Source organism: Rossellomorea sp. NPDC071047 (assembly GCF_050270195.1).
Classification (GTDB): domain Bacteria; phylum Bacillota; class Bacilli; order Bacillales; family Bacillaceae_B; genus Rossellomorea.
Map to the genome: position 1 here is coordinate 1,165,265 of NZ_JBNNJT010000001.1, position 23,267 is coordinate 1,188,531.

At 41.2% G+C, this 23,267-nt stretch carries 19 protein-coding genes; 2 read left to right on the forward strand and 17 right to left on the reverse strand.

Annotated features, from left to right (window positions below; genetic code table 11):
• Positions 1-51 precede the first annotated feature (51 nt).
• Positions 52-498, forward strand: coding sequence for a DUF4385 domain-containing protein (locus tag ACQKFO_RS06080; protein ID WP_427597437.1), 447 nt, complete (start codon positions 52-54; stop codon positions 496-498).
• Between the two features lie 52 nt (positions 499-550).
• Here ACQKFO_RS06080 and mutL read toward each other — a convergent pair whose 3' ends face one another.
• The 4 genes from mutL to ACQKFO_RS06100 form a co-directional block, all read right to left on the reverse strand.
• Positions 551-2,440, reverse strand: a complete 1,890-nt coding sequence (gene mutL / locus ACQKFO_RS06085) for a DNA mismatch repair endonuclease MutL (RefSeq protein WP_427597439.1) — start codon at positions 2,438-2,440, stop codon at positions 551-553.
• 13 nt (positions 2,441-2,453) lie between these two features.
• Positions 2,454-5,075 carry a DNA mismatch repair protein MutS gene (mutS, locus tag ACQKFO_RS06090; RefSeq protein ID WP_427597441.1) on the reverse strand — a complete coding sequence of 874 codons (2,622 nt, stop codon included), beginning with the start codon at positions 5,073-5,075 and terminating at the stop codon, positions 2,454-2,456.
• Between the two features lie 184 nt (positions 5,076-5,259).
• Complete coding sequence (locus tag ACQKFO_RS06095; protein ID WP_427597443.1) at positions 5,260-5,880, reverse strand: DedA family protein; 621 nt, start codon at positions 5,878-5,880, stop codon at positions 5,260-5,262.
• 117 nt (positions 5,881-5,997) lie between these two features.
• Positions 5,998-6,816 (reverse strand): hypothetical protein, encoded by an 819-nt coding sequence (locus ACQKFO_RS06100; protein WP_427597445.1) that lies wholly within the window; start codon positions 6,814-6,816, stop codon positions 5,998-6,000.
• A gap of 129 nt (positions 6,817-6,945) precedes the next feature.
• Here ACQKFO_RS06100 and ACQKFO_RS06105 point away from each other — a divergent pair, with 129 nt between their 5' ends.
• Positions 6,946-7,872, forward strand: coding sequence for a VanW family protein (locus ACQKFO_RS06105; RefSeq protein WP_427597446.1), 927 nt, complete (start codon positions 6,946-6,948; stop codon positions 7,870-7,872).
• A gap of 48 nt (positions 7,873-7,920) precedes the next feature.
• On the opposite strand, the gene ACQKFO_RS06110 is transcribed toward ACQKFO_RS06105, so the two are convergent.
• From ACQKFO_RS06110 to ACQKFO_RS06170, 13 genes are all read right to left on the reverse strand, one after another.
• Complete coding sequence (locus tag ACQKFO_RS06110) at positions 7,921-8,289, reverse strand: glyoxalase (protein ID WP_427597447.1); 369 nt, start codon at positions 8,287-8,289, stop codon at positions 7,921-7,923.
• Positions 8,290-8,391: 102 nt separating this feature from the next.
• Entirely contained in the window at positions 8,392-9,744 is a 1,353-nt protein-coding gene (locus ACQKFO_RS06115; RefSeq protein ID WP_427597448.1) for an aspartate aminotransferase family protein, read from the reverse strand.
• Positions 9,745-9,765: 21 nt separating this feature from the next.
• Positions 9,766-11,232 (reverse strand): CoA-acylating methylmalonate-semialdehyde dehydrogenase, encoded by a 1,467-nt coding sequence (locus ACQKFO_RS06120; RefSeq protein WP_427597449.1) that lies wholly within the window; start codon positions 11,230-11,232, stop codon positions 9,766-9,768.
• A gap of 148 nt (positions 11,233-11,380) precedes the next feature.
• The gene (locus ACQKFO_RS06125; protein WP_427597450.1) at positions 11,381-12,982 is read right to left on the reverse strand and encodes a PucR family transcriptional regulator; all 1,602 of its coding nucleotides are present in this window, start codon (positions 12,980-12,982) and stop codon (positions 11,381-11,383) included.
• A gap of 71 nt (positions 12,983-13,053) precedes the next feature.
• On the reverse strand, positions 13,054-13,239 hold the full coding sequence (locus tag ACQKFO_RS06130) for a hypothetical protein (protein ID WP_427597451.1): 186 nt from the start codon (positions 13,237-13,239) through the stop codon (positions 13,054-13,056).
• A gap of 21 nt (positions 13,240-13,260) precedes the next feature.
• Positions 13,261-13,464 (reverse strand): hypothetical protein, encoded by a 204-nt coding sequence (locus ACQKFO_RS06135; protein WP_427597452.1) that lies wholly within the window; start codon positions 13,462-13,464, stop codon positions 13,261-13,263.
• Between the two features lie 67 nt (positions 13,465-13,531).
• Entirely contained in the window at positions 13,532-15,004 is a 1,473-nt protein-coding gene (locus tag ACQKFO_RS06140) for an NCS1 family transporter (RefSeq protein ID WP_427597453.1), read from the reverse strand.
• Positions 15,005-15,135: 131 nt separating this feature from the next.
• Complete coding sequence (gene hydA, locus ACQKFO_RS06145) at positions 15,136-16,563, reverse strand: dihydropyrimidinase (RefSeq protein WP_427597454.1); 1,428 nt, start codon at positions 16,561-16,563, stop codon at positions 15,136-15,138.
• A 16-nt stretch (positions 16,564-16,579) separates the two neighbouring features.
• Positions 16,580-17,866 (reverse strand): NAD-dependent dihydropyrimidine dehydrogenase subunit PreA, encoded by a 1,287-nt coding sequence (preA, locus tag ACQKFO_RS06150; RefSeq protein WP_315633327.1) that lies wholly within the window; start codon positions 17,864-17,866, stop codon positions 16,580-16,582.
• 22 nt (positions 17,867-17,888) lie between these two features.
• A complete protein-coding gene (locus ACQKFO_RS06155) occupies positions 17,889-19,244 on the reverse strand; it encodes an NAD(P)-dependent oxidoreductase (RefSeq protein WP_427597456.1) in 1,356 nt (451 codons plus the stop codon).
• Between the two features lie 92 nt (positions 19,245-19,336).
• Positions 19,337-20,227, reverse strand: coding sequence for a nitrilase-related carbon-nitrogen hydrolase (locus ACQKFO_RS06160; protein ID WP_427597457.1), 891 nt, complete (start codon positions 20,225-20,227; stop codon positions 19,337-19,339).
• Between the two features lie 430 nt (positions 20,228-20,657).
• Complete coding sequence (locus tag ACQKFO_RS06165; RefSeq protein WP_427597458.1) at positions 20,658-22,106, reverse strand: carbon starvation CstA family protein; 1,449 nt, start codon at positions 22,104-22,106, stop codon at positions 20,658-20,660.
• A gap of 573 nt (positions 22,107-22,679) precedes the next feature.
• A complete protein-coding gene (locus ACQKFO_RS06170; protein WP_427597459.1) occupies positions 22,680-23,201 on the reverse strand; it encodes an ankyrin repeat domain-containing protein in 522 nt (173 codons plus the stop codon).
• Between the last annotated feature and the right edge of the window lie 66 nt (positions 23,202-23,267).

Genomic DNA, 23,267 nt, shown 5'->3' on the forward strand with positions numbered 1-23,267 from the left:
CGTTTGAGGGTTTGATCATATTGGGTACAGTACAGGAAGGAGGTTTAGAACATGCCATTTGATTACGATCTTGATTTCGAGTCGATTGATTTTCGGGAGCAGCCTGAAAAATACCGGGTGGGACGTGGGGAACAAGGGGTTTTACTTGTCGAACCCTATAAGGGGGAAATCCTCCCTCACTGGCGCTTTAAGACCACTGATATTGCCAAAGAGTCTTCTAATAAGATATATGAGATGTTTATCCAATATAAACTGGAAAATGATTTTGTAGGTATGGACATGGCGAGGAAGTTTCTGCAAATGGGCTATACAAGAGCTCGCCGTTACGCCAACTATCCAGGAGGGAAAAAGTATAATAAAGATGGAGATTTAAAGAAAAGAAAGATAGATGAAGAGAAAGCTGCATCTGCAGCGATATTCGAAGTAAAGTGGAAGCTTGCCAGGGAGGATGAAGAGTATCTTCATTTAAAAAAAGAACATCAAACCAATTATGGCTGATGACAATTAGAACAGGGATGAACTACTGCTGGTTCATCCCCTTGTTTTGGTATTACATTATTCGTTTAAACATCTTTTCCATTTCATAAGTTGAATAGTGGATGATGATAGGTCGCCCGTGTGGACAGGTAAATGGGTCACTGCTTCTTCTCAGTTCGTCCAGTAAAGCTTGCATGTCTTCATTGCGCAAATGATGATTCGCCTTGATCGAACCTTTGCAACTCATCATGATAGCCGCTTCTTCCCGGAGTTTTTTGATATCAACCCGGTTCATTTTCAACACCTGTTCGATCATGTCTTCGATGGTTTGCTGTTCTTCGCCTTTTGGAAACCATTGAGGATGAGCACGGACAATAAAACTATTATAGCCGAACTCTTCCAGAAACACACCGACTTCTTCCAGAAGATGGCGGTATTCATTAATTTTTATATACTCGTCTGTAGAAAATTCAAGGGTAAGTGGGACCAGGAGTTCCTGGAGCTCTTTCGCAACCTCCCCCACTTTTTCTTTAAAGAACTCATATTTTATTCGTTCTTGAGCTGCATGTTGATCAATGATATATAGGCCGCGGTCATTTTGGGCGAATATATAAGTACCGTGCATTTGGCCAACAGGGTAAAGTGGAGGAACCCTGGGAGAGTGACCTTTCTCATCGAATACTTCTTCCCCATTTGTATCCTGATATTCCATTTTTTCCTCAAATGTGTGCGTTAAGTCCGGAACTTCCGGTTCATCTGAAACAGGATTTTTTGCCTCATGGGATTCGTTCATTTCTGGTTTTGGCTCATAAAGCTTTTCCAGCTCTTCTTTAGGAAGCAACCGTTCACGAACCGCACCTGGGTATCCCGCCCTCTCCTCTTTCGCATGAGTTTTAGCCGAATGGTCGAGGTTCATAAACGTTTGCTCTGATTTCGGCTGTACAATCTTCGGTGCCACGGATCCTGAAGGGATCAATTCTTTTCCTTTAAACACCCTTTTGATTCCTTCAGTAACTAATGTATTTAATTCACTTTCTTTACTGATGCGGACCTCCATCTTGGAAGGATGTACATTCACGTCTACCAGAATCGGATCCATCTCTATGCTAAGAAGGACGATGGGGTGACGACCTATAGGAAGAAGTGTATGATACCCCTCGCCGATTGCTTTCGCCAAAGCATAGTTTTTTATAAACCTACCATTGATCATCGTTGAAATATAATTTCTGGAGGCGCGTGTGATCTCCGGGAGGGAGATGTAGCCCTTAACCTTGAAATCAAGTGAGCTCACTTCGATTGGCACCATCTTCTTGGCTATTCCGATCCCATAGATAGCTGCCAGAACCTGCAGGACATCTCCATTACCATTGGTGTGTAATAAAGCTTTACCGTTGTGCAAAAGCTTGATTGAAACGTTAGGATGTGCCAGGGCAATCCGGTTCACCACATCTGTAATGTTTCCCAGCTCAGTATGAATGGTTTTCATGTATTTTAATCGTGCGGGTGTATTGAAGAACAATTGTGAAACTGTGATATCTGTGCCTTTTCTTGACGACGTTTTTTCGAGTGAGTTGATTTCTCCACCTTCAAGTTCGATATACGTTCCCGGACCATCTCCCGTGCTCGTTTTCAGCTCAAAATGACTAACGGAAGCAATACTGGGCAGGGCTTCTCCTCTAAATCCCAATGTCCGGATGCGGAATAAATCATTTTCGTCTTTGATTTTACTGGTTGCATGGCGTTTGAAAGCTGTTTTTACATCATCCTCTTCGATTCCGTCCCCATTATCAATGATACGTATTGAATGCAAGCCTGCTTCTTCAATATGTATTTCGATGACGGATCCGCCTGCATCTATGCTGTTTTCAAGGAGTTCCTTCACAACAGAAGCCGGTCTTTCCACAACTTCACCAGCGGCAATTTTATTAGAAAGCGAATCATCAAGCTGAAATATTTTTACCACAGTTTCACCTCCTTTAATTTTTTAACTTTTTTTGGATCCCATATAGCGTGTTCATTGCATCCAAGGGAGTCATCTCCAGGATATCGAGCTTTTTAAGCTCATCTAAGCATTTCTTTTCTTTAGAAGTAAGATTTTCTTTTCTCTCCTTTTTCTCAGCAGTAAAGAAAGATAGCTGGGCAAGATCTTCTTCATTTGGTTCGTGTTTCTCAACAGCTGATTCCCTCGCAACAGCCACTTCTCTGTAGTGAGAAGGCTCATCCTTTTGCTCAAGCTCAAGAAGGATTTCGTTCGCTCTTACAATCAGGGCTTTAGGTAGTTCTGCAAGCTCGGCAACATGAATACCATAACTTTTGTCAGCTGCTCCTTCCTTGATTTTATGAAGGAAAACGAGCTTACCGTTTTGTTCCATGGCACTTACATGCACGTTTTTCACCTTTTGTAATTCTTCTTCAAGAACCGTCAGTTCATGATAGTGAGTGGAGAATAAGGTTTTCGCCCCAATATGTTCATGAATGTATTCAATAATCGCCTGGGCCAATGCCATGCCGTCATAAGTAGAAGTGCCACGTCCAATTTCATCAAATAATATTAAACTCTGCTGAGTCGCATTGATGATTGCATTTTTTGCCTCTAACATCTCCACCATGAAAGTACTTTGACCTGAAATCAGGTCATCCGCTGCCCCAATTCGCGTAAATACTTGATCAAAGATTGGCAGGTTTGCTTCACTGGCAGGAACATAACACCCAATTTGAGCAAGAATACTGGTTAGAGCCACCTGTCTCATATAGGTACTTTTCCCCGACATATTCGGTCCCGTTATAAGAAAGACTTCTTTTTCTTGATCCATATAGCAGTCGTTTGGAACGTATTCCTGGGCACCCATCACCTTTTCCACAACAGGATGACGTCCGTCCCTCAACTGGATTATTCTCTCTTCATTAAAGTCAGGGCGGGTATAATGACGCTTTTCACTGACCGTTGCAAAGCATTGGAGAACGTCCAGTTCACTCACGAGTTTCGCGAGCTTCTGCAGGCGGGGTATAAATCCCTTCACTCTTTCACGTATCCCTAGGAACAGCTCATATTCCAGATCCACGATTTTTTCATCGGCCTGGAGGATAAGCGCTTCTTTTTCCTTTAACTCCGGGGTGATGAATCGCTCAGCATTTGTTAATGTTTGTTTTCTTTCATAGCGGCCTTCTTCCAGGTGTTGAAGGTTTGCTCTTGTTACTTCGATATAATAGCCAAAGACCCGGTTAAATCCAACTTTAAGGGACCTGATTCCAGTCCTTTCCCTCTCATCACGTTCGAGTTGAGCGATCCAGGACTTCCCGTTTCTACTTGCATCACGGTATTGATCAAGTTCATCATGATACCCGTCCCGAATCAGACTTCCCTCTTTAATTGTAAGAGGAGGGTTTTCCACTAAAGCAAGGTCAAGAAGATCTGTCAGCTCTTCACATGGATCAAGTTTCCTTACGAGATCATCGGTTGCTTCATTTTCGAGTGATCCCACCAGGTGTTTTAACAGGGGTACTTGCTGAAGTGATTTTTTCAGCTGAATCAAATCACGTGCATTCACATTACCGAACGCAACACGCCCCGCCAGCCTCTCTAAGTCATACACTTCCTTTAATCGTTCTCTAAGGTCCTGCCTCTCAAAGAATCGCTCCAATAGAACCTCAACAACCGTTTGACGTCTTTCAATGTCCTGTTTATGAATAAGCGGCCGATCGATCCATTGCTTGAGTAACCGGGCTCCCATAGCTGTCATCGTTTCATCCAATAGCCAAAGAAGGGAACCTTTCTTTCCTTTTGATCGAATCGTTTCCGTCAACTCCAGATTTCGCTTTGAATAGTAATCCATTTTCATAAATTGATTCAACTGATATGTCTCAACTACTTGTAAATGATCCAGGCTTCTCTTCTGTGTTCGGAAGAGGTAGTGAAAAAGGACGGATGAAGCTTTTATTAGTTTATCTTGTTTTAAAGAGGTAACGAGATGAGCAAAATCTCCTCCGCCGTCAGCTCCTTTCTCATATGACAAGGTAACATCGTTTCGTTCTTTAATTTTTCCTTGTACCGCTTCATTAAGATCGGGGTGAATAACGACTTCCTTCGCACCAATCGTAGATAATTCATTCAACAATGCTTGAAGGCCATCTGTTACCAAAGTCACTTTAGTTTCCCCTGTTGTTAAGTCACTATAAGACAGTCCATATGTTTCATCTTTAAAATCGGTCACAGAAGCAATATAGTTGTTCTCTTTGTCATTCAGGCCCTTTCCATCCATAACCGTACCGGGTGTAATGAGCTGAACAACTTCTCTCCGCACAACTCCCTTAGCCTGTTTCGGATCTTCGGTTTGTTCACATATTGCTACTTTAAAGCCTTTATCGATGAGCTGCTCTATGTAATTAGGAGCAGAGTGATAGGGAACACCACACATGGGAATACGTTCCTTCCCTCCCCCATCACGACTTGTTAACGTTATTTCAAGTTCCTGCGATGCGGCAATGGCATCGTCAAAAAACATTTCATAAAAATCACCTAAACGAAAAAACAAAAAGGCATCTTGGTATCCTGCCTTTACTTGTAAGTATTGTTTTATCATTGGAGTATATTGTGTCATGGTTTCATTCAAACCTTTCCAAGTAAATCTACTAATCTCGACTATTCATTATATCACACGTAAAAGGGTTGGAGCATGTAGTAGATTGAGGAAACCGGATCTAGCCACCTTAAGGTTGGTGTGTACATCTCCTATTCTCACAAAAAAATCCGCTTCCCGAATGGGGAGCGAATCGATGTCTTGTTTATTCGGATGGTTTTGCTATGCTTGACTCATCGTCCAAGCAGCTGGTGTTTTTTTCCTTAAATTTAAAAAGGTATTTATATGATAAGAAACCAATCAACAGTATAACCCCTCCAATGAGAAGGAAGGTTTGTATGTTACTCATCAAAGACTGTACATACTTGAGATTTCCATTCTTGCCGACTATTAACATCGTGAGGGTAATTGGAAAGATTCCGATGAACGTTAATCCGCCAAAAGTCCACTTGTTCACTTTACTAATACCTGCAACGTAAGAAATATAGTTACCAATGCCAAGTGGTCTCGTGATGGCAATACTCCATAATCCACATTTCCGAAACCATTTCTGACCTTTAGCCATTTTCTTCGAGCTGGTTTTTTCTTTGATTTTATCCTTTAGTTTATATCCTATTCCATAAGGGATATAACTAAAGACCGTATATACCAAGCTGCTTGTGAATGCTAAAATGATCAGCTTCGTCCAGGATGGATCTAAAAGGTAACCATATGTCAGCGTCACGAGGGCTCCCGGAAATGGCAACGATGACGCTTCAATTGCATTTCCAGCGAATAACCCCCACATTCCAAGCTCCTTGATTAAATTTATTACAAAATCAAACATCGGTGTGTTCCCTCCACGATTTATTTATATACCCTTTTCCCTATTTTCAATATTAAAAACGCACATAGAGAAGAAGAATTTATCCACTGGAGGGAAATAATGTATCTGAATTGTACCTTATTTCATTTCCTGAAGAAATGTATGACCATCTATTTTCCATTGATCCTCAAGAGCTTCTTTCCGAATGATGAATTGAACGATATTTTCTTCTTTGGATTGATTGGAACGTATCCATTTCACCCTAACATTAAGCTTCATTCCAACATGTGCAGGTAAATCCTCTACAGGAAGTATCGTTCTTTGAGTAACATCTATATGTTTCACTCTCTTAAGGGTTTCCTTCACGGTCCCATCACTTCCGGACATCACTTGTGAAAGTAGCTTTTCATCATGCTGATTGACAGCAATCTCCATGACACTGATCAACTCATAGGGGTCTAATTTGTATAGAAATCCATCCAGTTTTCCACCTGCTTTTAAAATCATGATCTTATGGGCTAAATCCGGCGTTGGTGTCTTATGGGTTGTACTTCCATAAAAATGCACGCAGAAATGTCCCGGAAAATTGTTTTGTAAAGCGCCTGCACCGTGGGGCATCCCGTTCATTGAGGCAGATATGAGTTGATCATGTACTAAAACGAGAATTGCACGACGGTCCCAACTCCATTTTCCCCCATAGATGGATTTCATGATTTTCGTGTCTTTTTTTGTAACAGGTTGTACATCCGCATGTTTGCTTCCTGCTCTTCTTTGTACCTTGAAAGAAAGGCCGGTTTCTACATCAATGATCGTAAAATACGATTGTTTAGGAATGATTTCTTTCACTTGATCCCATGGAAGTATTTCTACAGTAAAACTAGGCATTGCCCCCGCAGGTTTAGCACTGCAGGCAAAAAGTAAAGACACAACCATCATGAACCTGAATAAATAAAGCATGTAAAGACCTCTTTTTTTCCTTAGTTTCTAATCACAACTGCAAATACATAACCATCAATTTTTGGCAATTAGGATTTAACATGAAAGAAGCCTTTTCCACCGATACTACATACGAAAGGAAGGGTTCATATGCTCTGGATTAAACTTAGTTCAATTGGTCTTATACTGTTTCCTGTTATGAATGGTCAAGATCAATTACATATTCAATTTCAAAATCATGCGCCAATTGCTATAGAACGAAATTCATTGAATGTACAATTGGTAGATGAACCAATTATGGACGAAAAGCAATATGAGGAATTAGTTTCAAATGTGCAAAAGCGGGTCTATACTCCTCCTCAGAATGCTTATATCAATGAGAATAATCAAATTATTTCAGAAAGAGCCGGTTACAAACTAAATGAACGGAGATTTCGTGAGCTGGTTCATTCCTTCTTCTTTTCTAGAGGGTCAATCCATACTGAAGCACCCCTTATGACATTACATCCCAAAGTCGACAGTGAGATCCTTGCGCACATCCGAACACAGCTTATTGGAAGATACGTCACATATTTCAATAAGCATAATGAAGAACGGACTCAAAATATCGTTCTAGCGACAGAAAAAATCAATAATACGGTTGTGTTCCCTGGAGAAGTATTCTCCTTTAACGGTGTGGTTGGAAAAAGAACGAAAGAAAAGGGATATAAAAAAGCCCCCGTGATTGTAAAAGGGGAACTCTCAGAAGATATAGGAGGTGGGATTTGTCAGGTATCATCCACTTTATTTAATGCGGTTGACCAGGCAGGTGTAAAAATTTTAGAACGGTATCATCATTCAAAGAGGGTTCCTTACGTGCCTATGGGCAGAGATGCTACAGTTAGCTGGTATGGACCCGACTTCACTTTTAGAAACGCTTATAATCAGCCACTGCTCATCCGTGCAAAAGTAATTGGCGGGCAAGTTATCACTTCAATCTATTCTTCAGATCTTATCAATGTGGAAAAAAGAAAGGTGCCCAGTGCTTCACAAAAATTATCTACAGAAAAAGATGTGGATAATTCAATTCAAGAATAGTGTTCTGAAAATGAAAATGCACCTCCTAATTCTGAGGTGCATTCATTATTAATGGTATTCTAAAAATTCAATTCGATTCCCAAATGGATCTGAGACGAAGAAGCGATCTCTACCGTTTATCGGTGCATCTTCTTTTATCCTGATACCTTTATCCATCAGGTTACTTCTAAGCGCTTCTAAATCTGTAACAAGTAAACCTGGGTGCGCTTTTGTCGCCGGCACAAAATCATTTTGTACACCTACATGAATTTCTTGTGGTCCATATTGAAACCAACAACCGCCTCTCCCTTTAAGATTTTCAGGTTTCGGTATTTCTTTCAAACCAAGAATTTCACCAAAGAACTTTCTAGCTTCCCCTTCGCAGCCTTTTGGAGCAGCAAACTGAATATGATCAATCCCTTTGAAAATGATGCTCATCCCCTCCCCCTATGTTCTTACTCATTTATATTACCATAAAATTCAATTTAACAAGAAAATGGAAAACACCTGCACAAACAGGTGTTTTCCCAGTCATTATTATTAAAGTTGCTTGATCCCATCCATCACGGTGGATAATAACAGATCCAGATCTTCCTCTTCTATGTTCAATGGTGGTGATAACGTAAGCACATTGTTAAAACCAGCGACTGTAGCCCCATTTTTCCCAATGATTACACCTTTTTGTTTACAGTAGCCAATCACCTCATTGACCTTCGATACGTCTAAAGGTTCTTTTGTTTCCCTATCACTTACCATTTCAATTCCAATTAACAGACCCTTTCCTCTAACATCTCCAACATATTGATGATCTTGCAAATGATTTTTCAACGAGTTCAATGCCTTTTCACCAAGATCAGCGGATCGTTCAAAAAGCTTCTCACTCTCCATGATTTCAATGTTTTTCAAAGCAAGGGCACATGCTGCAGGGTTTCCACCGAATGTATTGATATGACGGAAGTATTCATATTCCTCTGTTCCTTTAAACTCTTCATATATCTCCCGCTTCACGGCTGTTGCTGATAACGGAAGATACGCACTTGTAATCCCTTTTGCCATTGTGATGATATCCGGCTTCACATCATAATTCATGAAACCAAATGGCTTGCCTGTACGTCCAAAGCCACAAATCACTTCATCGACAATCATAAGTGCTCCATGCTTCTCACAAACTTCTTTCGCCGCTTTCATATATTCATCTTGAGGAACGAGTATCCCACCTCCTGTGATGATCGGTTCCATAATCAACGCAGCCACTGTCTCACTTAGCTCCCAGGTCATTGCTTGATCAATTGCCTTTACTCCAGGAAGATCATGTGGACTATCACCCGACGTTTCATCGCGATAGCTATCAGGTGGAGCAATATGGATAAATCCAGGAGCTAACGGCTCATACTTATATTTCCTCTGAGCCTGGCCTGTTGCAGCCAGGGCCCCCATGGAATTCCCGTGATACCCTCTATATCTGGAGAAAATTTTATAACGTCCGTGGTCCCCTTTTTGCTGGTGATACTGCCTGGCAATCTTAAAGGCGGTTTCATTAGCTTCTGAGCCACTGTTGGAAAAGAAAATGACATAGTCATCCCCAAGTAAATTATTTAATTTCTCAGCAAGCTCAATAGCCGGCTGATGACTTTGTGTTAGTGGAAAGTAAGCCATTTTTTTAAGCTGCAGATAGGCTGCCTCTGCTAATTCCTGTCGACCATATCCTACGTTTACACACCATAGCCCTGCCATGCCATCCAGAAATTTTTGACCATCCTTATCTGTAATCCAGGACCCGGCAGACTCTGTAACGACCATTGTTCCATCGGGATTGTATGGTTTCATGGAATGCCAGATGAGCTTTTCATCATTCCTTAACCATACATCTTGAGATTGACCTGCTTTCACCATGAAAGTTCCCCCTAACTCAGATTAAAAATCAAATCGAGAAGTGATCATTTTCTTCCTAGTATAGAAATTTACTCCGTCTTTACCGTTTACATGCATATCCCCATAGAAAGAATCCTTCCATCCTGAAAACGGGAAGAACGCCATTGTCGCAGGAACTCCAACGTTGATACCCAGCATTCCAGCGTCTGCTTCTTCTCTGAACTGTCGTACAGCCTTAGCATCTTTCGTGTAAATCGTAGCACCGTTTCCATATCTTGATTGACGAATATAATCAAGTCCTTCATCCAAATCCTTAGCTCTCAGTAAACTGAGGATAGGGGCAAACATTTCTTCTTTTGCAATGGTCATATCCGGTGAAACATGGTCAAAGATCGTTGCACCCAAGAAGTTTCCTTCCTTGAAGTCATCCATTTCTTTACGCCCATCTCGTATGAGGGATGCACCTTCCTGCAGTCCTTTGTCAATATAGCCCAGTGTCTTCTCTCTATGTTCTTTTCGAATAACGGGAGTGAGAAGCACTTCTTCGTCCATTCCGTTACCAATACATAACTCATCTGCTTTTTTACTTAAAGCTTTAACAAACGGTTCATTATCCCCTACAACCACTACGGCACTGCACGCCATACATCGCTGGCCGGCACTGCCAAACGCTGAACTGATAATATGTTCAGCCGCTTTATTCATATCTGCATCAGGCATGACAACATGATGATTCTTCGCCCCGGATAAGGCCTGCACCCTTTTCCCATGAGAGGCAGCCTGTTGGTATACATATTTAGCCACCGGCTGAGACCCGACGAACGATATGGCTGCCACATCTTTATGCTCGATCAACCCATTTACGACATCATGTGCACCATGCACGACATTTAATACACCATCGGGCATTCCTGCATCTGTTAATAACTCTGCAAGCCTATTGGCTAAGATCGGGGTTCTTTCAGATGGCTTCAACACGAAAGTATTTCCACACGCAATTGCAAGCGGGAACATCCACAGGGGTACCATCATAGGAAAGTTAAATGGCGTGATCCCCCCCACTACACCAAGTGGATAACGGAACATTTCTGAATCTATATCCTCTGCAATACCACTCAGCGTTTCACCCATCATTAAAGTGGGGGCACCACAAGCGAATTCCACACACTCAAGCCCCCGCTGCACTTCACCATACGCCTCTTTAAATGATTTTCCATTTTCCTGTACAACCAGTTTGGCCAACTCCTCATGATTGTCAGAAAGTAAAGAATGGTATTTATATAGAATACGGGCACGTTTTGGAACCGGCGTCTTCTTCCAGGTTTGTGAGGCTTGCTTAGCAGCTTTCACAGCCATAGCTACGTCTTCTTTAGTAGAAACCGGAACTCTTGCAATCTCTTCATTTGTAGCAGGATTCACTACTTGTAAGGTCTGTGAGCTAAGGGAATCAACCCATTCACCTCCAATGTAATTCTTTAATTCAGCTACGTCTTTTTTTATTATCGTCATACTCAGTTCCTCCTTATTTTTTCATTGGATTTTTCTACTTGGTGTAGAACCTGTCGCATCGTTTATAGTTTTATTATGATAGAAATTGTAAGTGGTTTCATTAGACATTGTGTAAAAGAACCTGACCTCACAATTTGACATTTTACAATTAATTAATCTTCGACTTTTTCAAAGAGCTAAGTGGTTGCAAATAGTCATGGGCAGCAAGGAGAAACTCGATGGCCACACGTTTATCAGGGGTCATGAAATCATCTCCAAGTAAATCTTCAATTTTCTTCAGGCGATGGTAGAGTGTTTGTCTTACAATAAATAGTTGTTTCGATGTATCCTGTTTTGATCCCTGACATGCAAGGAAAACCTTCAAAGTCTTTAATAGACTGCCATCATGTTTACGATCATAATCCAGAAGCGGAGTGAGGTACTCTTCGATCATTTCCCACAGATTAACATTGTTATTAACGATTGAAATCAGCCTGTATAAATGCAAATCATCAAAGAAAAAATACGCTTTTGAATCATCCACCTTTGACTTAAACATGAGACTTTCTTTTGCTGTATCATAGCTTTTGTGAATTTCCATCGTCTCCATTTGGTATTTGCCGGTTGCAAATACTGTTTGTGATGAATCTTTAAAAAAATCAGACTGAAGAATCTTTTCGTAGGCAGTGGTGACTCTCGATTTCCAATCTCCTGTCCTCCTTGTGTCCAATAGAATGAAAATGAGATCATTCCCTACTCTTTCGGGTAACACACGAAAACCCTGTTGTTCAAAAATGCTCCTGGTGACAAGGTTAAAAAAGGTAATATCAATCGGCTCTTGTTCATTCAGCCTATTCGTCTGGCAGATACAGACGACTCCACCATTGACCTGTACTTTTAAGTCGGCTAAAAATGAGGTGAGTCTCTCATAGGACTGTTCTCCTTTTAGCCAACAGGTAATCCATTTGGAGTCTTCTAACCGTTTTTGCTCGTTAAAATACAATTCTCTCATTAAATACTGAGCTAACGCCGTTGAAGTTCTGTCCAATATGAGAAGCTCATATTCACTAAAAGGATGGTCGCTTCTGTAAATACATAACTCTGCGTATTCCTGGTCAAATAGAATAACTTTAGTGGAGGCAAAATGGTGATTACGGGAATCTTTTTGGCTGTGATAACATTTACGTATTCTTTCTTCATCCGGTGAGCACATGGGAGGATAGATTTCCACCTCTTGTTCTTTTAACTGGAATAGTACAGGAACAGTAAGTTCCTTATGTAGAACCTGAAGGATCTCTCTGAAGTGATTAACGCCGAGCAGCCTTCTGTTTAACTCCTGTGCATATGAATCCAGTTTTTTAACCATGTCGTATTGCTGATTGATGAGTACGGAGTGAATATCCTGAGTTATACTAACGAATGGAACTTCCTTTTGAAACACGATGATAGGAAAATCAAATGTGTCTGCACACTTTAATACAGAAATCGGAATCGTGGATATATTTGTATCAAGTTCAATGCAAATGGCGGCTGCTTCACTCTCTATTAACTGTTGAAGGAGTGAAAGGAAGGTCTTTTCCTCTTGTAAAGCGATTCCTGTAGAAAGGATCAGTTCATTACCGTTAAGAAGATTTTTTATCGATTTTACTTCGACTACATGGACCCACTTCACCTGACGGCTGAGACCATTGTGCCCAGCAATCACTTTAGCATGTTCAAAGTATTTTCTTGCTAGAATATCTTCTACTGAGAAATAGTAATTACTTTTCATTTAAATCTCCTCTTGTTCTGCCTTAGGAAAATGGAGAAAAAGGATTGGCGGAACCAACCCTTCATTTGCTTCTATTCTTCTATATAGGGGATTGCAAACTGGATCTCTTCACTCCACCATTTCATTATTTCTTCATCTGAAAGCTGTTGTGAAGATAAGACGGCCAACACCCAATCGATCAACTCATCGGACGTTTGCATATTTCCAGGAAATAGTGTAAGTTCCTTTCCTTCACGCGGTCCCTTAACGTCACTCATCCAAGTTACCCCCTTCAACCATTATTTTTGAAGTAATAGATTTGAAAAATATTTTCGTGCATTTGCCGTTTTCACATGAAGAGTGGCACTTCTTTTATTCTCAGTATGTTTAAACAGAACAAATGCCCCACTTAGGTTCTCTGTTATTTTCTCTATTTTAAAGCCCTTTTGAATAAGAAAATCAATCTTATCCCGTTCACTTAAAAACTCTTGATAATCAGACATGACGACACCCTTTCTATCGATCTTCAGATAAGAACTATTGCTTCATGAATCAATGAATCCATTCCATTTAAGAAAAACTTGTGCCTGTTGGGGATTCTTCTGAGACAATGACCTCTTCTTCGACTTGAATTTCCCAATCTCGGCCGACAGACAATCCAAGATATTTCTCATCACTCGGATCAATTAGTTCTGCCTGCTCGTATTTCTTGAACCACCAGAATTTAGCCAATACATAATAGCAAACAGCTCCAACCCCGAAGCCTACTAAAAATGAGAAGTTTGGAACGTAATAGGAGGCAACCCCTCCAATAATCCATGAGATGAACCCTGCAAGATTCACTCCATTCATATACTTGAATTGTCCTTTGTCTTCATATAATGCAGGCACATTGACTCTTCGCTTCCTGATAAAATAATAGTCTGAAATCAAAATTCCTACGATGGCTGACAGAATGCCCCCAACGAATAGCAGAACTGGAATGATTACACCAAAAAGGTTCCATGGTTGTACGATCGTACCCACAATACCGGCAGTGATGACCCCTGCCCAGAACGGGAATTTGGGTCCCCCGACATTAGAGAATATTGTTGCCGCCGGAACGATATTCGCAGCAATATTCGTTGACCATTGAGCAAGGACGATCATCAGAAGGAGGACACCTAAAACGAATCCGCTCGCTGCTTCTTGAAGAGCTACTACGGGATCATAATTCAGTACGGCAATATATGAAATCCCGCCAATTAACACCATAAATGATTGAGTGATAGGAAGAGCTACAAGGTTCCCAATTAACGAGCTTTTGTTTCTCTTAAACCAATTCCGCTCATTTTTTGGAGCTTTCATGAATCTTGAAATGGACGGAATATCAGCAGATAGTGTGGCCCAAAATCCCATATTACTAAAGATGACTACCAGAAAAGCCGTAAACGTGGCAGCACCTGTTACCGGACTTTCAACCCAGCTCCAAATGTCTCTTCCTTGAGAAGCGGCAGATTCAGATAAGGATGAATACATCCATACAGAAATAAGAATGATGATAGGTGCGGCAAGGTCGGCAAATCTTTCCACAGCTTTAATCCCAAGAGCTGTATTCACTAATTGAAGGACCGCAAAAATCACGAAACAAACAAACCAGTTGTCAAAACCAAATAAAATATTTAAAATACCATTCATCGCTGTTGCACCAAAGTAAGTGTTTATTCCAAACCACATTGATGCTGCCAGACCACGCACTACAGAAGGAATATGGGTTCCAAGCGTTCCAAAAGGGGCTCTCATATAGACTGGGAATGATAGCCCATGCTCAATCCCGATATCCCCGGTCAATGTAATAAATAGACCGATCGCAAGTGACCCAATGATGGTGGCAAGCACAACAAGAGGCAGGGGCAGGGATACGACCCCGGCTCCCCCAATGGCGAAGGTTGCAAGTACTACAACCATTCCAACCCACATAAATGAATAGCCAAGCTTGGTGATTTTTCTTTCACTCTCTTTAATCGGTAATAAATCAGGAGACTTTAAATAACTTTTCTTCATCTTGAACACCCCTTATTTGTTTGCATAAAATGGCAAAACCAAATCTTTGACAAGAGAGGCCGGATGAAGGCAGTCTATCCTCCTCCGGCAGGAGTTGTTCGACAGTTAAGATGCATTATTTTCTAAAGTTTTTAAGACTTAGAGGATTGAAGTGCTTCACTCTCTTCACTTGAAAGAAGCTTACCGTATTTCGCTCTCTTAATATACTTTCCGGTTCCCAGCTTACCGACGAACTGTTTGTCTTTAATGACATATTCACCTCTGGACAATACAGAAACAGGTTCACCTTTTATCTTCATGCCTTCAAACGGGTTATAATCTGCTGCCATATGATGAGTTTCAGCACTTATCACTCTCTCGGCATTTGGATCGAAAATGACCACATCTGCATCAGAACCTACTGCAATGGTTCCCTTCTGAGGATAGAGACCAAACAGCTTTGCACTTCGAGTAGACATGATATCAACAAACTGGTTTAAGCTTATCCGCCCTTTTTCAACTCCTTCTGAGAATAATATGGATACACGGTCCTCTACAATCGGTCCGCCATTCGGGATTTTAGTGAAATCATCTTTTCCAAGATCTTTTTGCCCTTGGAAATCAAATGAGCATTGATCTGACCCTAATGTTTGCAGCTGACCACTTTTCAAGGCATTCCAGAGAACATCTTGGTGCCACTTCTCACGAAGGGGCGGCGACCAAACGTATTTAGCTCCCTCAAAATTCGGACGCTCTAAATAGGTTTGATCAAGCACAAGATACTGAGGACATGTTTCTCCCCATACATTCAATCCTTTACTTCTCGCTGCTGAAATCTGTTCAACGGCATCAGAGCAGGAAACATGCACAACATATAATTGGGAATCTGCCAACCCGGTTAGTTTAGCTGCGCGGCCAGTCGCTTCCCCCTCCAGTTCAGGAGGTCTCGTCAGCGCGTGATAAATTGGTTCCGTTTTCCCTTCCTCTAAAGCCTTTTCGGTTAAATACTCAATAACGTCGCCATTCTCTGCATGTACCATTACGAGTGCCCCTAATTCCTTCGCGGCTATTAAGGTTCTAAAAAGCGTTTCATCGTCTGCCTGGAATACATTTTTATATGCCATAAAGACTTTGAATGATGTAATCCCCTCTTTATCCATCACCTCAGGAAGCTGCGATAGGACATCTTGATTGATTTCCCCGATCATTAAATGAAAACTATAATCGATGACTGCTTTATCCTTAGACTTCGCATGCCAAGTATCAATTGCATTTTGAAGCGGTTCACCCTTATTGGTCAAACAGAAATCAATGAGTGTCGTCGTTCCTCCAAACGCTGCTGCAATGGTTCCACTCTCGAAATCATCCTTTGATACCGTCCCACCGAAAGGCATTTCCAGATGAGTATGGGGGTCGATCCCACCGGGAAAAATGTACTTTCCATTCGCGTCAATTATTTCTGCATCGCTAGTATCAAACCCTTTACCTATAGCTTCGATCTTCCCATTTTGTATAAGCACATCCGCTTTATATGTGTCTGTTGCCGTAACAATGGTTCCATTTTGAATAATTTTATTCATTTCCATACCTCCAGAATTATTTCGCCGCGTTTACTCTAGCTTCGGATAGGTTCCCTACTACCGCTTGACGCTCATTCCACGTCATCGGCATATGGCCACTTGGAACCTCTATCATGTCAATAGCCCCATCAACCGGACATACAATCGAACATAAATTACACCCGACACAATCTTCTTCCCGCACTTTTAAATAACTGTTTCCTTTAGGGTCTTTCAACATATCAATGCATTGATGAGACGTATCTTCACAGGCAATATGACATTTATTACAATTAATACAAACATCCGTATTGATTTTTGCCACAACACTATAATTAAGATCAAGATTTCCCCAATCAGAAAATCTCGGTACTGACTTCCCGACGATATCCTGAACTGAAGCAATCCCTTTTTCATCCAAATAATTATTTAAGCCATCAAGCATATCCTCGACAATTCTAAAACCGTGATGCATGGCAGCAGTGCACACCTGAACCCCTGATGCTCCCATTAGCATAAATTCGACGGCATCCTGCCAATTTGAAACTCCTCCCATTCCTGAGATCGGAACGTTGATACGTGGATTTCTGGCGCATTCGGCAACCATATTCAATGAAATTGGCTTAACTGCAGGTCCGCAATAACCTCCATGAGCACCTTTTCCGGCTACATGAGGAATGGTATTCCAGGAATCCAGATCAACACCAGCTAAACTGTTGATTGTATTGATCATACTTACTGCATCCGCACCACCCCGGACAGCCGCTTCCGCTGTGACAGTAATGTCTGTAATGTTTGGTGTCAATTTTACAATTACAGGTGTCCTGGCCACCTCTTTCGCCCAAAAAGTCTGTTTCTCTACTAGTTCTGGTACCTGACCGGACGCAGATCCCATTCCCCTTTCAGCCATTCCGTGTGGACATCCGAAATTGAGCTCTAGCCCATCAACACCAACGTCTTCAACCTTCTTCACGATTTCATGCCATTTTTCTTGTTTAGGCTCTACCATTAAAGATGCAATGATCGCATGATCCGGAAACCGTTTTTTTGTTTCATAGATTTCCTTCAGATTCACTTCTAATGGTCGATCGGTAATGAGTTCGATATTATTGAATCCTGCTACTTTTTGACCATTAAAACTTACAGCTGCGAACCTTGAAGATACATTTATAATGGGTTCCCCTAATGTTTTCCATACTGCACCGCCCCAACCTGCCTCGAACGCTCTTTGAACCTGGTACCCTGAGTTCGTGGGTGGCGCGGACGCCAGCCAAAATGGATTGGGTGATTTTATTCCTGCTAAATCAATGTTTAAATTTGCCATGAGTTCCCCCCCTAGGACAATCTTAATTCACTTGGACTTTTTCCAATTGTGCATGTAAATGATAGGCGGCAATTTTCCCTTGCTCTGCAGCCGTAACGACCATTGCTTCTCCTACTCCCTTACCGAAAACAACGTCTCCACAGGCGAAAATCTTTGGATTAGATGTTTGGAAGGTGTCTCGATTAACCTGTACAACACCGTCTGAATGTTCCAGTTTGAATTGTTCAATAAGCGAAAGATGACGAGTTTGACCAATCGCCTTAATGACTGCGTCAACAGGAAGCACAAACTGTGAGCCTTCGACAGGAATCGGACGTCTTCTTCCATCCTCACCAGGCTTTCCTAACTTCATCTTGATGCATTCGATTCCTGTTACTTCTCCCGCTTCATTTCCTATAATTCGCTGAGGTGCCGTTAGCCAGCGAAATTCTACTCCATCCTGTTTTGCAAATTCGTATTCAAAATCATAAGCCGTCATTTCTTCCTGTGTACGTCGGTACAAGATTTTTACATTGTCTGCTCCTAAGCGGACAGAACAGGTAGCTCCATCGATGGCAGTATTTCCCGCCCCAATCACCACCACTTTTTTGCCTACATAGTCTTGCGCCAGGTTGCCACTTTTCGTTGCCTTAACAAATTCAATGGCGTCATGAACACCTTTTAAGTTTTCACCTTCAATTTTCAAATCTGGAACATGGGACATTCCTGCTGCCAGGATGACAAAATCATGGCTCTCTACGATTTCATCTGCAGATATATCTTGACCAACTTTTACATTGGTACGAATATCTACATTCAATTTCTTTACCTGATCCACTTCCCAGAAGGATACGCTCTGGGGAAGGCGGAAAGATACGATTCCATAAGTATTCAAGCCTCCCGCTTCTTTTTCCGCTTCATAAATGGTCACTTCATAACCGAAGCGTGCAAGTTCCCTTGCAGCAGATAGACCTGCTGGTCCCCCTCCGATAATCCCCACTCTAATCCCGTTTGGCTCCCCTGCTTCAAATAACACTGTTTCGTTATGCCTTGCCCAATCTGTTGCATATCGCTGCAGGTCTCCAATCATGATTGGCTTAGTAGAATGATTCAGTACACAGGCCCCTTCACACAGCTCTTCTGTCGGACAGACACGTGAGCAGCTCGCACCCACAGGATTTGCAGACATGATTGTTTTTGCCGATCCTTTCAAGTTTCCGGATGCAATCTTTTTAATAAAAGAAGGTATATCAATGCTTGTGGGACAAGCTGTAATGCACGGAGCATCATAACAATACAAGCAGCGATTCGCTTCCTCCACTGCTTCCCTATTGGTCAATCCCTCATGGGCTTCGAGAAAATTCTTCTCAAGATTGAGTAACGAAATTGTGTTAGACAAACTGACTTCCCCCTATCTATTTCCAATTAATTTCCACAACCAGTTAAACACCTCATGGCTGACAATGATGGTTCACCGTCAGCCTCTATATATTAAGGAAGTAAAGCCGTCATATCGTTATAAGTTTCTGGCCTGCGATCCCGATAAAACTGCCATGTATCCCGGACCTCACGTAATAGCTTCTTATTCATTTCACCGATAATGACCTCGTCACTATCTCTGCTTCCAATGGAAACAAAACTCCCTCTAGGATCAACTAAATAGGACTGTCCGTAAAATTCACCCATATTCCAAGGGCCCTCAAACCCAACACGATTAATAGCTCCTAGGTAGTAGCCGTTTGCCACCGCATGGGCTGGCTGCTCAAGCTTCCATAAGTATTCAGATAAACCAGCTACGGTTGCAGATGGATTGAACACAATTTCTGCCCCTTTTAAACCTAATAAGCGGGCACCTTCCGGGAAGTGGCGATCATAGCAAATATAAACTCCTACTTTTGCATAAGCAGTATCGAATACCGGATACCCGAGATTTCCTGGTTTAAAGTAATATTTCTCCCAGAATCCGTAACCTTCCTCTCCAACCCCAACATGAGGAATATGCTGTTTTCGATATTTTCCGAGATAGGATCCATCCGCATCGATGACCGCTGCCGTATTATAGTAAGTAGCTATTCCTTCTCTCTCATAGATTGGTAGAACGATGACGACGCTCAGCTCTTTGGCTAACGCCTGAAACAGTTTTGTTGTAGGGCCATTTGGTATTTCTTCAGCAGAATCGTACCACTTTGGATTTTGTTCGGAGCAAAAGTAAGGACCATAGAAGATTTCCTGTAAACAAATGATTTGAGCTCCCTTTTCTGCTGCTTCTCGCACCAGTTCCACATGTTTTTTGATCGCTTGCTCTTTATGGACGTCTACCCCTTCACTTCCATCTACATCATGAGAAGCTTGAATAAGTCCAATTTTCACCAAGTCTGACATTTCATTACCCCCTACACAAATAGATTTAATAAAATAGTAAGCGCTTTCATTGTTTTTGCTCCATTGGTTCACACTTACTAGATTTCACTGTTGAAATAAAAATCTGAATTTTAAGTATTTTCACTTTATTTTAACCCGTACATTTACAGAATGCACTATACATTCTGTAACACTAACCGCGTTCCTGATTTGTCATTATGTATATTCAATATAATGAATGGTTTCTCTTAAGGTAGCATACTTTCATTACGAATATTGTAGAATGATTTGTTTTAATCTTTATAAAATTCAGTTTTCATTCGACAAAAAATATAGACCATCCTCTTGAATCAATCATTCACATTCATAATGATCTGTTGCAGACCATTTGAAATTATCCTAAAAAAAAAACAGCCTTTTCTAGTGAAAAGGCTGTTTTTGTCGATAATCGTTATGAACTAACTGACTTCATCTCTAGCAATTGTTTCCTGCGAGGCCTGTATTTTACTACTTGTCCCACAAACCAAATCAAGACAGCCAACCAAATGACAGAACCAATCATCATTGCTGTTGAATAGGGAAGACCAAAACCTTCTGGAGCGTAAAAAATATACGAGCTTACAACTCCTGTCATGAACAATGCAGGAATACTGCAAATCCAGTGGAATCTGGCTTGTTGCAATAAATAAATGGCAGCGGTCCACAACATAACGGTTGCTACTACCTGGTTGGACCAACCAACATATCTCCACAGGAAGGTATAGTCAATCTGAGTAAGTAAAAACGTAGGGACAGCCACTGGAATAACTAACAAGACCGGCAGCCATTTCCCTTCAACATCTTTCTTACGTATATCATTCATTAAATCAGCAAGCATCATTCTTGATGATCTTAACGCGGTATCACCTGTTGTGACTGGAAGGATGATGACACCAAGGACGGCTAGTACTCCACCTAGTGTGCCTAACGTCGTTTTGCTGATTTCATTTACCACTCCTGCAGGTCCGCCAGCTGCCAATGCTTCTTGAAGCCCTGTTGTTCCATTAAAGAAAGCCATGCCCGCTGCCGCCCAGATCAATGCGATGATTCCTTCAGCCACCATCGCTCCATAGAATACTTTTCGTCCTTCACTTTCTTTTTTTAATGTTCTGGCTAAGATGGGACTTTGAGTGGAATGGAATCCAGAGATTGCCCCACATGAAACGGTAACCATCAGTAATGGCCATAGAGGCAAATCATTAGGATGTAAGTTTTCAAATGTTAGATTTGGGACTGGATGTTCAAAGAAGAACAACCCAATTCCAATTGCCACTGCCATAAAGATAAGGATGGCTCCAAAAAACGGATAAACCTTTCCAATAATCTTATTAATCGGTAAGACAGTCGCAATGAGAAAGTATGTAAAAATAATGACAAGAGACGTCATAAAATTAAGCGGTGTTACCTCTGCCATCAGTTGTGCAGGACCTGATGTAAAGGCAGCGGCTACGAGAATCATCAGCACGATCGATAAAATGTTCATAACGGATTGTACAGGTTTTCCTAAATATTTTCCTACGATTGAAGGAAACTGAGCTCCATTATGCCTTAGAGATAACATTCCAGAAAAGTAATCATGAACCGCTCCAGCAAATAAGGTGCCAATCACAATCCATAGGAATGCAACAGGTCCATACAAAGCACCTAAAATTGCCCCGAAGATCGGACCTAACCCCGCAATGTTTAACAATTGAACCAGGCTTGCTTTCCACCAGCTCATGGGCATATAGTCCAAGCCGTCCTTCTTTGAGTATGCAGGAGTCACATTAGTATCATCAATACCGAAAATACCCTCTACCACCTTTGAATAAATGAAATAACCTACTACTAGAATACAGATGGATGCAAGAAATGTCAGCATCACGATGTCCTCCCTTCAGTAAATGAATTTATCGTCTATTCTAATACGACAAACGACAAAAAACAACAGAATTTTCTAAAAATATTATTTTTTCCGAATAAATAATCAACTTAATCATCACCCAAAGGCTTTCAAATCAAGATTGTAAGGGGTTACATTATTTAAAAAAAGTTTCATAACATAATATATATAAGTGAATAATTTTTCATAAATAAACATTCTTATATAGCAAAATCGAGAAATAAAATGAGGCGACAAAAGTGTTTTAGTATAAGTAAAACCCGAACTAATTTGCATTCTTAGAGGCAAATTAGTTCGGGTTTTTAATTTGTTCCAATGAACATTTAGATTTAGCGCTTTCCAGCGGTTGATTGGAGTGCAAGACGAAGACTCCTGCGGGAAAAGTAGCTTATGTGAGACCCCGCAGGCTTGCCGAGGAGGCTCACTAGCTACCCGCGGAAAGCGTAGTCTTGCATGGAAATCATTAGCGGTATTAAGAGCCTACACTGAAATTGTTCGTCTTTATGTGGTGGTTTTTTAGTTATGTCCCAGCCTCATTAAAACTAATGGAAGCTACTGTACTTTTCCTTTTGCAAATTCTTCATGAGCTTTTAAGAATTCTTTATTATTCCTTTCTCTTGCAATATCCAATGGAGTACGGTCATTTCCCGAATGTATCTCTTGTCCATCTCCGTGAGCCAGTAACAGGGACACAATTTCTTCACTTCCGTCGAAAGCAGCTATATGTAACGGTGTGTGCCCTGATGAATCGGGTTGATTTACATTCGCTCCTTGTTTTAGTAAATACTCCAACAGTTCTTTAGAAGCTTTCCCGGCGATTCCAGCATGTAAAGCCGTATTAGAAGGGATGTAGGAAACTTTAGAATTTGAGAAGGAATTGATATCCGCACCAAAATTCAGCAGAAGCTCAACGATCTCCCTATGACCATAATGTGCAGCCACCCCTAATGCTATTAAACCTTGTTCATTATCTGCGTTGCACAGATTTGTGTCATTTCTCAATGACTGCTCCACTGTCTCTTTGTCACCTTTTTCAATTGCTTCAAAAAATTCTTGAATGGTTATTGATGTCATCACACTCACCTCATTTTTACATAATTAAAAATATTCTATCAATTATTATCAAAAAAAGATAGGGGT